Origin of the sequence: Alicyclobacillus tolerans (genome assembly GCF_048984885.1) — a bacterium.
In the GTDB taxonomy this organism is placed as follows: domain Bacteria; phylum Bacillota; class Bacilli; order Alicyclobacillales; family Alicyclobacillaceae; genus Alicyclobacillus_I; species Alicyclobacillus_I tolerans.
The window spans coordinates 2089919-2108849 of record NZ_JBMGNK010000002.1; the positions used below are offsets into that span (position 1 = coordinate 2089919).

Genomic DNA, 18931 nt, shown 5'->3' on the forward strand with positions numbered 1-18931 from the left:
AATCGTTCTCCTTTCTACTGCTCCATTGCAGCCACTGCACGCAATCGCTCTTCCACTGCTGACAATCGAGCCTCATAATCCTCTCTTTTGATTTTCTCAGCTTCTACAACTTCTTGAGGTGCACGAGCAAGAAAATTAGGATTGCTAAATTTTTTGTCGATCCGCTCTATTTCCTGTTGCCAACGACGCTTCTCTTGTTCAAGTCGATTTTTTTCCGCCGCCAAATCAATCAATCCAGCCAGAGGAATAAATATTTCTGCACCCGATACTGCCAGTGCAATAGCCTGCGAAGGCGGCTCTATATCCATTTTGTTTTCTAATTGTGACGCATGACAAAGCTTTTGGATATAGTATTGGCCCTGCTGAAAGCGTTCCATTGCTTCAACCGAAAGCGGCCGGATAAGAAGGGAAATCTCCCTGCTCGGCGGAATATTGCGTTCACTGCGAATATTTCGCACGCTGCGAATCGCTTCTTGAATGGAACCCATCAATGTATCGCAAGTATCATCGATCCACGCCTGCTGTATTTGCGGCCAATCGGACGCAACAAGCAACTGACCGTTTCTTTGTGGCAAGTAAGACCAAATTTCCTCTGTAATAAATGGAATAAAAGGATGAAGCATTTGTAACAGTTGTTGCAGGACTTCGTACAGAACTGTCTGTACTCGTTCCTTATCGACAATGGCCTCTCCATAAAGCGAGATTTTAGCCATTTCTATATACCAATCACAAAAATCATCCCAAGCAAAATCGTAGAGTACTCGTGCTGCTTCGCCAAACTCAAACTCTTCCAGTAATCTCTGAGCACTTTTATTCGCTTTGGCCAGACGATGCAATATCCATCGATCGGCAATATCCAGTTTATCCCATTCAATGGTTCTTGCTTGAAAACTATCGGATAAATTCATGCGCACGAATCTAGCAGCATTCCATAACTTATTCATAAAATTGCGGCTGCCTTCAATTTTCTCCATACTAAAACGCTGATCGTTGCCCGGTGACGTGCCAGTAGCTAGACAAAAGCGCAACGTATCTGCTCCATACTGCTCTATAATTTCTATCGGATCGACACCATTGCCAAGACTTTTCGACATCTTTCGACCTTCAGAGTCGCGAATCAGACCGTGAAGAACAACGGTTTGAAACGGCATCTGGCCGGTGAATTCTAATCCCATAAATACCATCCGTGCTACCCAGAAAAAGATAATGTCATAGGCGGTCACCAAAACACTAGTCGGATAATATTTCTGATAATCCGGCGTATCTGTATCTGGCCAGCCTAAAGTAGAAAAAGGCCAGAGTGCTGAAGAAAACCACGTATCCAATACATCTTCATCCTGATGGATATGGGTACTCTTGCAATGCCCGCAACATGTAGCATCTTCCAGTTGAACTGTCGTACCGCCACAGTCGTCACAATACCAAGCAGGAATTCTATGCCCCCACCAAAGCTGCCGGGAGATACACCAATCTTTAACATTTTCCAACCAATGCACAAAAACTTTTTCAAATCGAGCCGGGACAAATTGTAATTCTCCACGATGGACAAACTGCAACGCTGGATCGGCTAAGTTTTGCATACGCACAAACCACTGCAAAGAAAGAAGCGGATCGACCACTGTAGAACAACGACTGCAGTGACCCACAGCATGCACAATATCAGTCACGTGAAGCAGATAGCCCTGCTTGCGCAGTACATCCACAACATCTTGGCGTGCTTCTAATGCATTACGTCCAGCAAACTCCAAAGCCAGTTCATTCAATTTTCCATCCGATCCGATACATTGCAACTGGGGCAATTGATGACGGAGTCCCACTTCAAAATCGTTTGGATCATGCGCTGGTGTAATTTTCACACAGCCTGTACCATACTCTCGATCGACAATCGGATCGGCTAAAATAGGAATCTCACGACCACTTAAAGGCAGAATAACCGTTTTGCCAATCAAGGAACTATACCGTTCATCATTTGGATGGACAGCAACAGCTACATCCGCAAAAAATGTTTCAGGACGTGTTGTAGCAATCACCACTTCACCTGAACCGTCTTTCAAGGGGTAGCGGATATGATAAAGTTTTCCCGGTAATTCAATATGCTCTACTTCAATGTCAGAAAGTGCTGTGCCGCATCTGGAGCACCAGTTGATGATGCGGTTACCGCGGTATATTAAACCTTTCTGATAAAGTTCCACAAAAACGGTGCGCACCGCTTGAGACAGACCTTCATCCATCGTGAAGCGTTCTCGACTCCAGTCTACCGAATCCCCAAGACGGCGAATTTGTTCAGTAATGGCCGATCCGTACTTGTCTTTCCATTCCCAAACTTTTTCTACAAACGCCGTTCTGCCAATATCGTGACGAGACTGCCCATTCTCTTGCATCAACATTTTTTCCACACGTGTCTGCGTAGCAATGCCCGCATGGTCAGTTCCAGGCAACCAAAGCACATCTTTACCTCGCATACGATGATAGCGAGCCAGAATATCTTGCAATGTATGGTTCCAGGCATGACCTAGATGGAGCACTCCTGTGACATTGGGAGGTGGAATCACCATGGAAAACGCAGGATGAGGTGAGCTACTATCCGCTTGGAAAGTTCCTGACTTTTCCCACTCAGCGTAAATTTCACGCTCCACTTCCTGTGGTTGAAAATGCTTGTTCATTTCTTGTGAGAACTTTTCTGTGGATGATGAATTTTGCATAAGAAACCCTCCGTTCATGTTATAGAATGACTCATTTCTTTCGTCGCTGCTCTGGACACAAAAAAGCCTTTCGTCCTTCAGGACGAAAGGCTTCTTCCGCGTTACCACCTGAATTTCCCAAGAAAGAAAAACGCAATCTTAGGACACTCGACATTGATAACGGGTATGACCCGGCTATAGCAGCTCAGAGACGACGTTCAAAACGGCTACCGAAGAACCTTCCAGCTAATGGTTCTCTCTCTGAACGGTTACACGTTTTTACTCCTTCTCATCAACGCTTTTTATCCGAAATTGAATTTGGTTGCTCTATCATACGAGAACAAACAAGACTTTGTCAAACCTTCATGACATCTTTTTGTATGACTTTACTTTTTGCGCCGTCCAGGATGGCGGCGTTTCTTAATTCGATGAACACGGACGGGTGCTACAGTTGTCTGAGCGCTTGATGATTTTTCTGCCCGGCGTTTCTCTAACTCTGCTTTTTTTCTGTCGCTCCATATGGAAACGCGTAAATAGAGATAACTGAGTGCCAAGGCGACGACGAAAATCAGCAAATTTTGCCCTAAAGTATACCATATACCACCTTTTTCCGTAATTTCCAGACCAATTGTAAACTGCAAAATCAATCCAAGCAGAAACGTAGTTGTGACACCCGCAAACGTATTGGCCAATCGACGTTCTGTCAAACGCGGAATAATGAGCCACATCATGAGAATCATGGCAAACTCTGAACTAAACATGAGCGGATAATGAACTGTATAATAAGCGACTGCCTGTAAAACAGCAAACGACACAGATAAGATGGCAAGATATCGAATATGGAAGCCTCTCCAAGTGCCTCCATCCATCCACGAATTCGCCATTACCCCATCTCTCCTCTCAATCCTGTCGCCCATTCTAGCAAAGCTCAGAAAGGCAAGTCTAGCGAATATTGTTCTACATGTCCAATTTTATGCGAAAAAAAGGGGTACATGCTCACCTATTTGCATATATATCATACGCAAAGTATATATTCGACGAGCTAAGACGAGCTATCCAGATAAGATTTCGCCAGGAGGTGGTTGGCATGGGTCTGTTTATCATGCTGGCACGTTTTGTCAAATTAATGTTGGCAGCAGCCATCATGCTACTTTTCTTTCGCGCTTTAATTTGGCCCAATACACTGGACCTTTTGATTCTTATGCTTCTCTTTATTGTCTTTGCAGTTACTTTTATTGGGGCACCATAGCCAGGTTGAATAGATATTTAACTTTGTTGGCAAAAAAACATCAGGCATAGGAGAAATCACTATGCTGATGTTCGCTATCGAAGTTATTCTTTTCAGAGCATCATTCTTAAAAATTTTGCACGTTTGCCAAACGTATCGGGGTGTCCGGTATAAGAAGGGTTTGACCCACCCAAATATCTTCTGTTTCCAAACGATTGACACGAATCATTTCACTTTTCAAGACGCCAACGCGATCGGCCACCATTTGCAGCGTCTCGCCTTCCTCGACTACAACATAGCGTAAGGTATAAAACCTTTCGGGAGCATTGAAATCGACAAACGACCAAAGACTTTTATTATCCATAGAACGTTCAAAAGACTTCTCCGGTTCCTGAAAAGCTCCATTGGCAGGGGAAGGCTCAACTACCGGCTCCGTGCGAGTCTGTTGGATACGCCCTGCATCTTTACTGAAGGCAAGATTGGCGTGAAAACCAGAATCAGAAAAGGCTCGCGAAGCAGAGAAGGAAACAGCATCTTTTTCCTCGAATTGAGCTTCTTGTTTTTCACTCAACTGATTCTCAAACGAATACTCGGCCAGCGGCTTTTGTTCTTCCGTATCACTCACCACAAAACGGTCAAGCGCTTCTAACTCTGCGGCAGCACCAAGAACCGTAGAATCAGCAGAGCTGTTTATATCACTTGGTGTTTGATTTTCCTTATTGCCCCTGCTTTCTTTGGACTCATTGACATCTTCTTGTATTTGCAAGCCATGCCCTGCACGCGCTTCACTCAATTGCTCCGTCTCAAGGGTGACTCTATTCAACCGTTCAGCACTGTCCCCCGCTTCCTCAGGATCCTCCATACCGCGTACAGGAAATGGTGTGTCCTGACCCTGGTCCTGCGCGTTGAAGGATTGCTCCGCGAATGTGTCAGATTCAACATTGCTTACTGTGTCTGACATCAAACTCTCGGACTCAGAGGCTTCCGTTTCTCCCCGAAACTCTCCAACCCATGCATTCGTCTCTTTCATACCTTGACTTGACAGTTCGTTTACATGTGTCGATTGAGGCCGATCCGGCAAAGATACCCATAAATCGCCAATCTCTTGTGCACCACATTGGAAATGATATCCACCTTTATCCACAAGACCGGCAATTTGTAAATTCCCTTGTACACGAAGCCAAGAATCTCCCGATACATCTAATTTCCAACCAGCAAGTCTGCTTTTTACATTCAGAACACCATTCGGTTGAGCATGGACTGGAACTTTTAAAATAAAGGGCAAACGATGATGGACATGAATGACCGGATCGTCATCCATGACAATTTGAGTGTTCTTTCCCTCTGATGACTTGCCCTTTTCTTGGGACGCCAAGTACCCCGCAAAAACGATAGCGCCTTCGAGCACATAAGTATCTTCAACGCGATCGAAAGAAATAACTTCCGTTGCGACAGTAGCGTCCTCCACTCTGTCTCCTTCGCGAACACTATCCATAAACACTTCTTGGTCTATGGCTACGGAAATCATGGGTGTTTGCTGATTCTGCATCGCCTAATACCCCTCCTTAAACAGCAGGTCTCTCCCTGCATGTTTATGAAGTGGGATATGCTTTTATGTCCTTACAGCAGCGTTCACACACATGGATAAGCGAAGGACGTTCTGCAGTTAAAACGAACGAATTGCGCTGTCAACAGCCTCGCAAGTTCTTGATAGTTCTTCTTGACCGTGAACTGCGGAAAGAAAACAAGACTCCAGTTGTGACGGTGGTAAAAGTACACCTCGTTTGAGTAATGCATGGAAAAATTGTGCAAACATTTTTTTGTCGGACTGAGCTGCAGACTGATAGTCTACCACTGCTCCTTCATTGAAAAACAATCCAAACATTCCTCCAATGGCGTGGCCGTATGCAGGAATGCCTTTGGCTTGACAAGCCTGTAAAAAAACTGAAACGATTTGCTGCCCGTATTGTTCCATCTTGCTATACAAACCATTGGGCGCTTCTTCCTCAATCATGGTAAGTGCCGCAATGCCTGCAGCCATCGCAAGAGGATTACCAGATAAAGTACCCGCCTGATAAACAGGGCCATTGGGCGCTACCCATTCCATGATATCCCGTCTACCACCATAGGCGCCTACCGGAAGACCGCCACCAATTACTTTCCCCAGTGTTACCAAATCTGGACGGATACCAAACCGTTCTTGGCCGCCTCCAGCAGCTACGCGAAACCCCGTCATCACCTCATCAAAAATAAGTAGAGTACCGTATTTTTCAGTCAATCGCCGCAATTCTTCCAGATACCCAGGTTGGGGCAGGATGCAACCCATATTGCCAGCCACAGGCTCCACAATAACTGCAGCAATCTGTTCACCCATTTGAGCAAAAAGCTCCTGTAAGGCTTCCACTTGGTTATAGGGTACTGTAGCGGTATAGTGAGCGATTCCCTCCGGTACACCAGGGCTATCTGGCAAACCCAGAGTAGCCACGCCCGATCCGGCTTTAACCAAAAGTGCATCCGAGTGACCGTGATAACATCCTTCAAATTTAACAATGATATTTCTTTTCGTAAACGCACGCGCTAAACGCAGTGCGCTCATCGTCGCCTCTGTTCCGCTGTTGACCATGCGAACAACTTCCACTGCGGGCATCAGTTGATTTACTTTTTGCGCCATCACTGTTTCGGCAATCGTTGGCAGGCCAAAGGAGGTGCCTTTTTCCAAAGCCTCAGTTACAGCTGCCTTAATGCGCGGATGAGCATGTCCAAATAGCAAAGGCCCCCAAGACAATAGGTAATCAATATACGAATGACCATCCAAACTCTCAATATGCGGTCCGCTTCCTTGACGAATATAGATTGGGTTTCCACCAACAGCCAAAAAAGCTCGAACGGGTGAATTTACCCCACCAGGTAGCCATTTGACAGCCTCTTGAAACGCTTTTTCTGATTTTTCCATTTGAAGGATCCCATCATTATCCACTCGATTCCCTCTTTTCTATTCTTCTTTTAACCAATCAGCAGCCGATAGTGCAAAATAGGACAAAATAAAATCAGCACCAGCTCGCTTAAAAGATGTGAACATTTCCATTACAGTGGCACGTTCATCAATCCAACCTTGTTGCGCCGCAGCTTTCACCATACTGTACTCAGCCGAAACATTGTAAGTCGCTATAGGGACTTGAGTGGACGAGCGTAATTTAGCGGTGACATCCAAATAAGACAGAGCTGGTTTTACCATAAGCATATCAGCACCTTCACGAAGATCAGACTCGGCTTCACGCATAGCCTCACGAACATTGGCAGGATCCATCTGGTACGTTTTACGATCACCAAACGATGGAGCAGAATGGGCAGCTTCACGAAATGGACCGTAAAAAGCGGAAGCATATTTGACAGCGTAAGATAGAATTGCTGTATCTTGGAAACCATTTTCATCTAAAAGCGAGCGAATAGCCTGTACACGACCGTCCATCATATCTGACGGGGCAACCACATCAGCACCAGCTTCTGCGTGGGATAGAGCAGTTTGAGCAATCAACTGCAGGCTTTCGTCATTGACAATCTTTCCATTGCGAATGAAACCGCAATGACCTGCCGGATTATATTGGCAAAGACAAACATCTGTCATCACAAGCAATTCAGGAACTTCCATTTTCGCAGCGCGAATAGCTTCCTGAACAATACCTTTAGGATGGTAAGCACTCGAGCTCTGTTCGTCTTTCTCGGCTGGCAAGCCAAACAGAATGATGCCAGGAATGTTCTTTTCTGCGATTTCCACAACCAATCTCCTGAATTCATCCAGTCCATAATGGTAGACGCCAGGCATTGCCGTGATTTCTTCCTTACCTGTCAAATTTTCTTGAACAAAGACTGGCAAAATAAAATCATTGATACTGACCGTTGTTTCTCGAATCAAGCGACGCATTTGAGCACTAGTCCGTAGACGACGATGTCTCTGAAAGTTATTCATCCAAATTCACCTCTTTTATAGATTGCGACACACTGAAAAATAGCCATTTTATACATGAAAAAATTTATGAAGAATTCAGATCTTGGACTGAACCTATGGCCGACACTAATGATTCGTCATTGGGCTCTGAAGCTATTGCTGCCAGTTGAATCCCCGTTTTCCTTATAGCATCAGCTGTAGTAGTGCCGATCGCAACAGCCTGAATCTCTTCCATTTGCCATTGTTTGAGTAGCGGCTGGACATGATTTATATACACTTTAACTGCAGAAGGACTGTGAAACACCCAAACCGGTCGATGAAAGCGGGCAATTTCTTGCAACTCTGCTTTATTGGGGATTCGCGGGACTGTTTCATATAGAACCAATTTCGCCAGCCGTATACCACGGCGTTCACATTCTCGTTCAAGAGTACCTGCAGTTTGTCGAGCACAGGGATAAAGCCATATCCCCTTGGATGGTGAAGTCAGTTTATCAAGCCATTCCGCCAGTTGATATCCAGTATGGATATTCTCTCGCCAGTAAGCTACAAGTCCACAATCAAGAGCCGTTTTCCAAGTGGTTTGACCAATACAGTAACAAGCAGGCAAGAATGGGAAAAGGGCAGAATGCTTATGTAACCATGCTTTGAAAAGGCGAGCCGCAGTTACTGATGTGAGGCATACTCCTTGAATTTCTGGCTTATTTCGAATCCACGAGTTTTGCGACTCGTCATCGACCGACACGGTTTGAGTCAGGGGGAGTAAAATACTTTGAATGCCATAGTTTACAAGCTGACGAGCTGTTTTCTCAAGTCCTGGAGAACTTCTGGTCAGAACTGCCACTCGCTCTGTGGTCAACATCGCCACCTCCCCCACTCCACCTTCAGGAATACTTTTGCAAAATCTGATCTGCCCCTTTCTCAAGCAACTTCTTTGCCACCATTTGACCGAGATCGACCGGAGACATTCTGCTAGATAATGATTCCTTGACCTGATAAATTACTTCCCCATCTTCAGAAGCCACAAGACCCGTCAAGACCAAGGTTCCATTTTGCCATTCCGCATATCCTGCGATAGGTACCTGGCATCCACCGTTAAGTGAGTGAAGCAAGGCTCTTTCTGCAAGCGCTACCTGTTCCGTTTGTCGACAGTGGAGAGACTGCAACATTTCTTTTAGTGAACTATCCTGATCTCGACATTCCACAGCCAGAATTCCCTGCCCTATTGCTGGAAGTATATGCATAGGGTCGATACGTTCCGTGATACGGTCTTCCCACCCCATTCGAATCAGTCCGGCTGCTGCCAACAGTATAGCGTCGTATTCTCCGCTTTCTAATTTGTTAAGCCGCGTATCAATATTGCCGCGCAACAATTTGATTTGTAAATCATTTCGCAAATGTTTAAGTTGAGCCATACGGCGTAACGAGGATGTACCTATGACAGAACCTTGGGGAAGATTATGAATAGCATTGGCTTTTTTAGTAATTAAGGCATCCCGGGCATCCACCCTGTTCGGATAAGCAGCAATGACTAAACCATCTGCCAATTCTGCTGGTACATCTTTTAAACTGTGCACAGCCATATCCGCTTGTTCTTGGAGCAATTGCTGCTCTACTTCAGAAACAAACAATCCCTTGCCACCAATTTTAGAAAGTGAAACATCAAGAATTCTATCTCCTTGCGTAACGACAGGTATGATTTGAAATTCAGTGTCTGGAAAAAAAGATTGAAGCTGTTGAATAACTTGTCTCGTCTGCGTCATTGCCAATAAACTTTTTCTTGAAGCCACTCGAATCATTCGCAATTAAACACACATCCTTTTTCATCACGGTCTAATGATAACCCCCAAAACGACCAATCAGCAAAAAATTGATAAGTAAAACCATAAAGCAAACTACATACAATCGATGTAGCACATGCAAGGGTAATGAACGACGAATTTCCAGCCAAAACGTCAATGCATAGAAAAGTAACAACACAAGAGTAGCCATAGGTGTTGGAGAGTCCCATATCCAAAGATTGAGTACAATTTTCCCCCACAAGAAACCCAACAACGAGGAGATAAGCAAAAGAGTAAAGCCAACACGATTGCACCATCTCGCTGTACGTGATGAGTGCTCTAATCCCGGCAATCTTAAAAACCAGTGGTTAAAACTTTTCTTTCGCAAAAGATGATACTGAACAAGGTACATGACAGAAAACACAAAGGCGACTGAAAAAAAAACGTAACTGACAAGTGCAAGAGAGATGTGGAAAATAAGCAAGTCCGGACGGCCATGCGGTATGATACCCGGACTGAAAGGACCAAAACTCGCAAAAATAACAAACGAAAAAGCAACCAAATTTGCAAAAAAAATGAATAAGCCGACACGATAAAATGTGTCGACCACCAGAGCAACCACTAAAATCAACCAAGAAATAAGCAACAGATTGTCAAACCGACTATATACTGGTGCTGATTGGAGTTGAATAAAACGCGCTATTAACAGAGATGTTTCTCCAATAAAAACCATAAACAACAAGACGACAGCCAGTCGATTGAAAATCCTTTTAGATTCAAGAACATCCATGAAGTAAAAAAATAAACTAAGTGCATAAAAAAACATCGTGCTGTCGATTACAGCGCGGGTAGCCATTCACGATTAGCTCCTATAAACTGAACTGCCTACGGTTGAGCCAGACATTTTTTCAGCCATGAGAGATCGCCATTTGCCCATAAACTCCGACATTTTGTACGACGTCAGCATCTCCCTCTCCGGATGCGGCTGACTGATAAATTCAATACCAAACAGTTGAGCCAGTGCCTCCGGCGAAAAAGCAGGATCACTCTGAACAGCCATATCCTTCATAGCATGAATCGGATCGCGCAAAAGTTGATTGACAATACTCATGGTGTGCTTCTGCAAAATTTGAATTTCTTTCTCACTCAAATGCGGCAGTTTTCGCTTTAAACTTTCCATAACATCGCTTTGAATTTGCACACCTTTTTCACGAATAGCGGTAATCACGGGTACGACGGATAGAGACGAAATCCATTCGTCAAACTCTAATAAACTGGAATCGATCATTTCACGCACCACGCGCGTTTGACGCCGTCGCTCCTCCATATTCACATCCACAACTTGTTGTAAATCGTCTACGTCATACAAAAAAACATCCGAATGCCCAGAAAGTGACGAATCAATATTACGCGGAATCGCTAAATCGAGCAAGAGCGTTTGCCGACCGTGGCGCCCTGTACGAATGGAGGTCCACATATTTTCAGTAATAATTGGCCTTCCTGCGCCAGTTGCTGCCACCACTACATCTACCCGTCCAACAAAGTGTCGCAATTGTTCCCATGGAACAATTTTAGCTTCTACACGACGAACCAATTCTTCCGCGTTGGTAAGGGTCCGATTAGCAATATACATCTGACTGACACCATGAGCCGACAGATGCTCAGCGGCTATGCGAGCCATGGTACCAGCGCCAAGAATCAAGGCACTCCGTCCACGTAATGAACCATAAATCTTTTCAGCCAGTTGAATGGCCGCTGAAGCAACAGAAACAGGCGCTTGTCCAATCATGGTTTCCGATTGTGCTCGTTTTCCTACTTCTACAACATAACGGAACATCTGCTTCAAGAACGAACCAATCGTACCAATTTCTGCAGCAAGCGCCACAGCCTCTTTGACCTGTCCTAATATCTGTGTTTCACCCAGTACAATAGAATCCAAACCGCAAGCTACCTCCATTGCATGTTGTACTGCTTGCGGACCTTCGAAAGTATATAGTGTGTCTTTTATTTCTTCCGTCGCAAGACCCGAATGTTGAGCCAAAAGACGAATGACAAAATCACGTGCTGCTTTCGTTGACGTTGTCAATGTATATATTTCTGTGCGGTTACAGGTGGAGACAAGCACCGTTTCAAACAAGGAACGGGTATCTTTCATCCGCAACAACGCAGTTTTTTGGGCATCTTTATCAAAACTCACTTTCTCTCGAAGGGAGACAGGAGCCGTACGATGATTTAAACCAATCACAACAATCTGCATGCAGGTGGTCACCTCCCGCATTGGCTTTTTATAAGATAATTATAGCAACCTATGGATAATCATTGGCGCAATAAATGTGTCATCTTCATGGCGATCCGTCAATTTCCTATCTATCATCTTTACATTTCAATGTTTTATTCATTATCACTTAATTCACTTTCATGAGCAGTCAAATCAGTTTCCAAAACAGACCAGAGTTCATCAATATACATGTTCTTTTCACTCGATATAGAAAGTATAGGATTAGGAGTTTGCAAGCCCGTGCGAATTTGCTGAATGTGCTTGGCTATATCCCTCTTGGCGATTTTATCCAACTTTGTAGCAACCACTAAAACTGGGTGTTGTAACTCCAGTAACAAACGGTGAAAATCGCGATCATCCACACTGGGTTCATGTCGAATATCTACCAGATGCAACACTCTGGTTATAGGTTCTCTTTTTTCTAAATATTGAACTATCCATTTACGAAACGCAGCCCGTTGTGTTTTGGAAACCTGGGCATAACCGTAGCCAGGTAAATCGGCAAAACGTAAAGTATCGTTAATATTATAGAAGTTAATCTGTTGAGTTTTGCCGGGATGTTGAGATACTCGTGCCAGCGATTTTCGATTGAGCAAACGGTTGAGCAAAGAAGACTTGCCAACATTGCTACGCCCAATGAAAGCAAACTCAGGAAGTCCGTCCTGAGGCCACTGCTCGGGACGGACTGCACTGATTTCAAATTGCACCTTACGAATTTTCATTGGTGAGCTCCTTCTCCAGAGAACGTATTTCTTAAAATATCGGGCATTTTGTCGGTCGGGTAAAACCCTTCAAACTCCTCAAGAGGAAAAGGTTCAACAAAAGCTAAAGCCACAACTTCGTCCATATGTTTAACAGCATGAAATTCCATCTCATCACGAACCACTTGTGGTATATCGCGTAAATCTTTAACATTGTCCAACGGATGAATGACATGACGAATACCCGCACGGTGCGCGGCTAAAGATTTTTCACGCAATCCACCAATCGGCAAAACTCTACCTCGCAAAGTAATTTCTCCTGTCATAGCAACATCCCGACGTACACGTCTGCCTGTTAAAGCTGAGATGAGACAGGTAGCCATGGTGATACCAGCAGAAGGTCCGTCCTTCGGAATCGCCCCTTCCGGAACATGCACATGCAAATCGACATTTTCATAAAAATCATGTTGTAAGCCAAACTGACCAGCTCGCGAACGCACATAAGAAAAGGCAGTCTGTGCGCTTTCGCGCATCACATCACCTAAGTGGCCTGTTAAGACCAGCTTGCCTTTGCCCGGTACAACAGACACTTCTACAGAAAGCAAATCTCCACCTGTTTCTGTCCATGCGAGTCCATTGACAACGCCAATTTGGTCTTCTTCTTCCTGTGCTCCATATCGGTATATCGGGGGACCAAGAAAATCCTCTATCGTTTTCGTTTGCACTGTTATTCGTTTTTTTTCACCTGAAGCTATTCTACGAGCAACCTTTCTGCAAACAGCCGCCACTACCCTCTCCAACTGACGGACACCAGCTTCCCGCGTGTAGTGTCGTATCAGCATTAAAAGTACATCTTCTGAAATTCGCATCTGATCGGCTTTAAGGGCATGTTTTTCCTTTTGGCGAGGCAAAAGGTGCTGTTTGACAATATTTAATTTTTCCAATTCTGTATAGCCACTTAATTGAATAATTTCCATACGGTCGCGGAGTGGACCAGGAATTTGGTATACATTGTTGGCTGTTGTGATAAACATGACGTCGGACAAATCAAAAGGTATCTCGATGTAATGATCGGAGAATGTTTGATTTTGCTCCGGATCAAGTACTTCAAGCAACGCCGAACTAGGATCTCCACGAAAATCATTTGCCATTTTGTCGATCTCGTCAAATAGAAACACAGGGTTCTTAACGCCTGCAGATTTCATGCCCTGAATAATTCTTCCCGGCATGGCGCCAATATAGGTTCTACGATGACCGCGAATCTCCGCCTCGTCTCGTACACCGCCAAGAGAGGCTCTAACAAATGGACGTTTTAAGGCTGTGGCTATAGACCGCGCCAAAGAAGTTTTGCCTACACCAGGTGGTCCAGCCAAACATATAATCGGTCCTGTCATTTTTCCGGATAATCTTTGTACGGCTAAGAACTCCAAAATACGCTCCTTAATTTTTTCCAACCCATAATGCTCTTCGTTAAGAACTTTTTCAGCACGACGCAAATCAACACGCTGTTGAGCCGTCTCTATCCACGGTAAGGCAAGCAGCCAGTCCAGATAAGTACGGACGACCGTACCTTCTGCTGATGCCTGAGGAATTCTTTCTAAACGTTCGAGTTCTTTCTCCACTTTTTCTTTTACCAACAACGGCATCTCTTTTTGCTCCAACTGTTGGCGTAATTCCTCAACTTCTGCAGAACGGCTGTCACGATCGCCCAATTCTTTTTGGATGGCCTTCATTTGTTCGCGTAAATAGTACTCTTTTTGTGTTCTTTCCATCTGTTTGCGAACACGTTGGTGAATATTTCTTTCCAATTCCAGAATTTCTCTCTCATCCGAAAGGATCTGCAACAGTTTTTCCAGTCTTTTCATTACATCGAGTTCTTCTAATAGCTGCTGTTTCTCACGAATTTTAAGAGGCAGATGAGCAGCCACGGCATCAGCGAAATGACTAGGATCGGAAATATCTACAACGCTTGAATAAGCTTCCTGGTCGACCTTTTTGGATAATTTCAAATATTGTTCAAACTGCTGCAAAACAGAACGCATGAGAGCCTGATATTCAGCGTTGGATTTAGAGAAATCCTGTTCTTCTTGAACAGCAACCTCAACTTCAAACCATTCATCCGTTTTGGTGAAACGATGAATTCGTGCCCGAGCGATGCCTTCTACCAAAACACGAATTGTACCATTAGGCAGTTTCATCATCTGCTTTACTTTAGCCAAAGTACCTATATGAAACAGATCTTCCTCTGTCGGATCATCGACTTGACCGTCTTCCTGTGAAGACAACAGCAATTGGTTACTCGTCATGGCGCATTTTTCCAGAGCTTTGATGGATTTTTCTCGCCCTACATCAAAATGTAAAACCATGGTTGGAAAAACGAGTAATCCACGCAATGGGAGCAATGGATAAACGAGTTGTTTTTTTTCTGATTTTGTTGCCACTGAGTCACCCCCGAGTTGCTCTCCCACTAACCTACTAGTATTGTACTCTGCTTAGCTTAGCAATCCAAATTAGAACGACACAGAGGAGTGATTTATGGATACGGATGGGTTAGAACTTGATTCCGTAAGAATTCGTTTTTCCCAATCCATCTCCACTCCACCAACCAGTGAAAGCTTGAGCACATCCGTCAGTTTCTCGACTGGCACAATTTTAATGCCATTCATATTATGAAATATCTCTTGCCAATTCTCTTTTGGAATAAGCACGACTTCTGCTCCCGCTTCCTTCGCTGCTTCAATTTTGGCAGGCACACCACCTACCGGACGAACCAATCCTCGAATAGAGAGTTCCCCAGTCATTGCCACCGTATTCAAAACAGGAATACGGGTAATCGCAGAACATACAGCTACAGCCATAGTAATTCCAGCACTTGGTCCGTCTACCGGCGCTCCGCCAGGAAAATTAATATGCAAATCGTAAGAAAACGGATGGAGTCCAGAGATTCTCTGCAAAACAGTCAATACATTTTCCATCGAACCAATAGCCATTGATTTACGTCGCATGCTACCGCTCCGTGAACGAATGGTTTCTTCTTCCACCAAACCTCCCACTGTCACTTTACCATGTCCAACCCTATTTTTTTCAGCTACGACTTCCACTTCAAGCAACATGCCTGAAGAAGGCCCATACACTGCCAAACCATGAGCAACCCCTACTTGCGGATGTGGGTTAATTTTTCTCTCAGGCCGAGGAGACATATGTGTAAAACGAATAACCCATTGAACGTCTTCCAAGGTAATTTGCGTGCGATTTTCTGTTAATGCCATTCCTCCTGCAATCTGAACAATATTTACAGCATCACGGCCATTTGTTGCATAATTGGAAATTTCATCGATTACAGGCTTTTCTGCAATCATATTCAGTTTTTCAAATCCTCGCGAAACTACTTCAGCAATTTCTTGCCGACTCAGAGAGCGAAAAAATATTTCCATACAGCGAGAACGAATGGCAGGAGGAATTTCTTCGGGCGATCTCGTTGTTGCTCCAACCAAGCGAAAATCCGCTGGTAACCCATTTTGAAAAATATCATGAATGTGTGCAGGAATATTGTGATCTTCACTACTGTAGTACGCACTCTCCAAATAAACCTTACGATCTTCCAAAACTTTTAATAATTTGTTCATTTGAATTGGATGTAACTCTCCAATTTCATCAATAAAAAGCATGCCACCATGAGCTTTGGTTACTGCCCCAGCTTTTGGCTGAGGAATGCCTGCTATACCCATGGCACCTGCACCTTGGTAAATCGGATCATGAACGGAGCCAATCAACGGATCAGCAATTCCTCTTTCATCAAAACGAGCTGTGGTTGCGTCGAGTTCAATAAATTTTGCATCTTCAGCAAATGGAGATTCGGCTCGTTTCTTGGCTTCTTCCAAAATGACTCGTGCAGCAGCTGTCTTGCCAACGCCAGGAGGGCCATAGATAATCACATGCTGGGGATTAGGTCCACATAAAGCTGCCCGTAATGCTTTTAATCCTTCCTCTTGACCTATAATATCTTGAATCGATGAAGGTCGCGTCCGCTCCGAAAGTGGTTCAGAGAGAGAAATTTCTCGCATCGATTTTAATCGAGCTAACTCTTTTTTTGACTCTCGCTCTACCGCATGTCGATTTTGATTTTGACTTTTGAGTAAATTCCAGAAATATAGTCCTATCACAATAGCGAAAAAAATTTGAATACCAGCCAAAATCGTCATGTTCATCTCGCATCCTCCCATGGCAGCAAACACTCATGAAGCAATATGAGCATTATTGCCTGGAGAAATTGCCAATAAACGCAAAAAAGCATTTGCTGCAAAAGATACTTGCAACAAATGCCAAAGCAAAAATGCTTCCCAAAACTTGTTAATTAAAATTAATGATTTAAGCTGTTTCTTCTGATTTGCGAAAAACTTTTATGGTTTTTCCATCCTTACCAATGAGCAGAGGACGTTGTTCGTGAAGTGCTGCCTCGCGAGTGATGACACATTTTTGGACATCTTCACGTGAAGGCAACTCATACATGACATCCAACATTATGGATTCAATAATGGCTCTAAGACCACGAGCGCCCGTACCGCGTTTAATTGCTTCTTTAGCAATAACAGATAACGCGTCATCTTGGAATTCCAAAGTTACTCCATCTAATTCAAGAAGCTTCTGGAACTGTCTGACCAAGGCATTTTTCGGCTCGGTCAAAATCCGCTTAAGCGCTTCTTCATCCAACGCCTCCAATGTTGTGACGACGGGAAGACGACCGATAAACTCTGGAATCAGACCAAACTTTAAAAGATCTTCTGGCAAAACTTTGGTCAGTATATCTTCATTGTCAAGATGACGGTTAGCAGATTCTACAGAGCCAAAACCAATGACCTTACGACCAAGACGGCGTTTAATGATTGGCTCTATGCCATCAAATGCTCCACCGCAAATAAAGAGAATGTTAGTTGTATCAATTTGGATAAACTCTTGATGAGGATGTTTGCGACCACCTTGTGGTGGAACGCTTGCCACTGTACCTTCAAGAATTTTTAACAAAGCTTGTTGTACACCTTCACCAGAAACATCTCTAGTAATCGATGGATTTTCAGACTTGCGGGCAATTTTGTCAATTTCATCAATATAAATAATGCCCCGCTCAGCCTTTTCAACATCATAGTCAGCCGCTTGAATCAGTTTAAGTAGGATATTTTCTACATCTTCACCAACATATCCAGCTTCAGTTAGGGATGTCGCATCCGCAATTGCAAAGGGAACATTCAGGATTCGCGCCAAAGTTTGAGCCAATAAAGTTTTACCACTACCAGTCGGACCAAGCAACATAATATTAGATTTAGAAAGTTCCACATCATCCGACTTACCATTCGACATATTTATGCGTTTATAGTGATTGTAAACCGCCACAGACAAAGATCGTTTAGCACTCTCTTGACCAATAACGTATTGATCAAGAATCGCTTTAATTTCAGTCGGTTTGGGAACGTCTTTTAATTCGAATTCTTCATCTTCACCTAACTGTTCTTCAACAATTTCATTACAAAGTTCAATACATTCGTCGCAAATGTATACTCCTGGTCCTGCCACTAGTTTCCTTACTTGTTCCTGTGTTTTTCCACAAAACGAACATTTCAGTTGTCCTTTTTCTTCGTTAAACTTAAACACGGCGCGTTCCCTCCTTTACGGCAAATCGACCAACTTTTTCACTTACACATTGCCATGTTGAATGACATCGTCGATTAAACCGTACGCCTTGGCTTCTTGAGCAGACAGAAAATTGTCGCGGTCTGTATCTTGTTCAACTTTTTCAATGGGCTGTCCTGTTCTTTCTGCCAATATACTATTCAGCTTATCCTTGGTTTTGAGTATCCAATCGGCATGAATTTTTATATCTGATGCCTGACCTTGAACTCCTCCCAACGGTTGGTGGATCATAATCTCAGCATTCGGCAACGCAAATCGCTTACCTTTTTCGCCAGCCGCCAAAAGAAATGCACCCATACTGGCGGCCATGCCAATGCACATTGTGGATACTGCAGGTTTTATGTGTTGCATTGTATCATATATAGCAAGACCCGCTGTAACCGAACCACCAGGACTGTTAATGTACAATTGAATATCTCGATCAGGATCGTCTGCAGCTAAGAACAGTAACTGAGCAACTACGGAATTTGCAACATAGTCATCAATCGGTGTACCCAGCAAGATAATTCGATCTCGCAAAAGCCTGGAATATATATCGTAAGAACGTTCTCCTCGACTGGTTTGTTCAATAACGATGGGTGTTAAACTCATGTATACCCCTCCTTCTCCAAAAAAGAAAACCTCTGTTTTTGAC

General features: G+C 43.9%; 15 protein-coding genes and 1 other annotated feature. Of the genes, 1 reads left to right on the forward strand and 14 read right to left on the reverse strand.

From position 1 onward, the window contains the following. Window positions 1-14: 14 nt before the first annotated feature. On the reverse strand, window positions 15-2702 hold the full coding sequence (locus ACOJUR_RS10550; protein WP_420949956.1) for a valine--tRNA ligase: 2688 nt from the start codon (window positions 2700-2702) through the stop codon (window positions 15-17). A 75-nt stretch (window positions 2703-2777) separates the two neighbouring features. After that, window positions 2778-2986 (reverse strand) — a binding site (T-box leader). An 81-nt stretch (window positions 2987-3067) separates the two neighbouring features. Continuing rightward, complete coding sequence (locus ACOJUR_RS10555) at window positions 3068-3565, reverse strand: hypothetical protein (RefSeq protein WP_072874745.1); 498 nt, start codon at window positions 3563-3565, stop codon at window positions 3068-3070. 203 nt (window positions 3566-3768) lie between these two features. On the opposite strand from ACOJUR_RS10555, the gene ACOJUR_RS10560 reads away from it, so the two are divergent. Then, window positions 3769-3930, forward strand: coding sequence for a hypothetical protein (locus tag ACOJUR_RS10560; protein WP_165612008.1), 162 nt, complete (start codon window positions 3769-3771; stop codon window positions 3928-3930). Window positions 3931-4036: 106 nt separating this feature from the next. Here ACOJUR_RS10560 and ACOJUR_RS10565 read toward each other — a convergent pair whose 3' ends face one another. The 12 genes from ACOJUR_RS10565 to clpP form a co-directional block, all read right to left on the reverse strand. Continuing rightward, window positions 4037-5458, reverse strand: coding sequence for a LysM peptidoglycan-binding domain-containing protein (locus tag ACOJUR_RS10565; protein ID WP_420949957.1), 1422 nt, complete (start codon window positions 5456-5458; stop codon window positions 4037-4039). 117 nt (window positions 5459-5575) lie between these two features. After that, window positions 5576-6862 carry a glutamate-1-semialdehyde 2,1-aminomutase gene (gene hemL, locus ACOJUR_RS10570; RefSeq protein ID WP_420950540.1) on the reverse strand — a complete coding sequence of 429 codons (1287 nt, stop codon included), beginning with the start codon at window positions 6860-6862 and terminating at the stop codon, window positions 5576-5578. Window positions 6863-6901: 39 nt separating this feature from the next. Next, window positions 6902-7876 carry a porphobilinogen synthase gene (hemB, locus tag ACOJUR_RS10575; protein ID WP_072874743.1) on the reverse strand — a complete coding sequence of 325 codons (975 nt, stop codon included), beginning with the start codon at window positions 7874-7876 and terminating at the stop codon, window positions 6902-6904. A 64-nt stretch (window positions 7877-7940) separates the two neighbouring features. Beyond that, window positions 7941-8714, reverse strand: coding sequence for a uroporphyrinogen-III synthase (locus tag ACOJUR_RS10580; protein WP_420950541.1), 774 nt, complete (start codon window positions 8712-8714; stop codon window positions 7941-7943). 22 nt (window positions 8715-8736) lie between these two features. Beyond that, a complete protein-coding gene (gene hemC / locus ACOJUR_RS10585; protein WP_420949958.1) occupies window positions 8737-9657 on the reverse strand; it encodes a hydroxymethylbilane synthase in 921 nt (306 codons plus the stop codon). Between the two features lie 28 nt (window positions 9658-9685). Further along, window positions 9686-10489, reverse strand: a complete 804-nt coding sequence (ccsA, locus tag ACOJUR_RS10590) for a cytochrome c biogenesis protein CcsA (RefSeq protein WP_083574308.1) — start codon at window positions 10487-10489, stop codon at window positions 9686-9688. Window positions 10490-10495: 6 nt separating this feature from the next. After that, window positions 10496-11890: a glutamyl-tRNA reductase gene (gene hemA / locus ACOJUR_RS10595; protein WP_420949959.1), complete on the reverse strand. Its 1395-nt coding sequence runs from the start codon at window positions 11888-11890 to the stop codon at window positions 10496-10498. 134 nt (window positions 11891-12024) lie between these two features. Further along, on the reverse strand, window positions 12025-12633 hold the full coding sequence (gene yihA, locus ACOJUR_RS10600; protein ID WP_072874739.1) for a ribosome biogenesis GTP-binding protein YihA/YsxC: 609 nt from the start codon (window positions 12631-12633) through the stop codon (window positions 12025-12027). Next, window positions 12630-15053, reverse strand: coding sequence for an endopeptidase La (gene lon / locus ACOJUR_RS10605; RefSeq protein ID WP_420949960.1), 2424 nt, complete (start codon window positions 15051-15053; stop codon window positions 12630-12632). The genes yihA and lon overlap by 4 nt, the downstream gene beginning before the upstream one ends. Window positions 15054-15122: 69 nt before the next feature. After that, window positions 15123-16820 carry an ATP-dependent protease LonB gene (gene lonB, locus ACOJUR_RS10610; protein ID WP_420949961.1) on the reverse strand — a complete coding sequence of 566 codons (1698 nt, stop codon included), beginning with the start codon at window positions 16818-16820 and terminating at the stop codon, window positions 15123-15125. A 160-nt stretch (window positions 16821-16980) separates the two neighbouring features. Next, complete coding sequence (clpX, locus tag ACOJUR_RS10615) at window positions 16981-18258, reverse strand: ATP-dependent protease ATP-binding subunit ClpX (RefSeq protein WP_072874736.1); 1278 nt, start codon at window positions 18256-18258, stop codon at window positions 16981-16983. 42 nt (window positions 18259-18300) lie between these two features. Continuing rightward, window positions 18301-18888, reverse strand: coding sequence for an ATP-dependent Clp endopeptidase proteolytic subunit ClpP (gene clpP, locus ACOJUR_RS10620; protein ID WP_072874735.1), 588 nt, complete (start codon window positions 18886-18888; stop codon window positions 18301-18303). Between the last annotated feature and the right edge of the window lie 43 nt (window positions 18889-18931).